At 73.8% G+C, this 221-nt stretch carries 1 protein-coding gene; it reads right to left on the bottom strand.

The window, feature by feature from the left end; genetic code table 11:
- On the bottom strand, positions 1 to 221 hold a 221-nt coding region (locus tag OP18_RS50970), incomplete at both ends, for a transposase (RefSeq protein WP_033368091.1).

Genomic DNA, 221 nt, shown 5'->3' with positions numbered 1-221 from the left:
GTGGCTCTTTCTGCAGGTGGCCGTCGTGGCGGGCACCGGCGGCGTGCTGGTGCGCGCGGCTGGTCGTGGAGTCGACGCTGACGTCCCAGTCGATCCGGCCGGCCGCGTCGCTGCTGGCCTGCGCGGCGGCGAGGACGGTGTCCCAGGTGCCGTCACGCTGCCAGCGGCGGAACAGCCCGTAGATGGTCTGCCAGGGTGCGTACTCGGCCGGGACGTCACGC

The organism is Dactylosporangium aurantiacum, from assembly GCF_000716715.1.
Taxonomy (GTDB): Bacteria; Actinomycetota; Actinomycetes; order Mycobacteriales; family Micromonosporaceae; genus Dactylosporangium; species Dactylosporangium aurantiacum.
The sequence above is the reverse complement of the archived record's forward strand: the minus strand, read 5'-3'. Positions and strand labels throughout refer to the sequence as shown.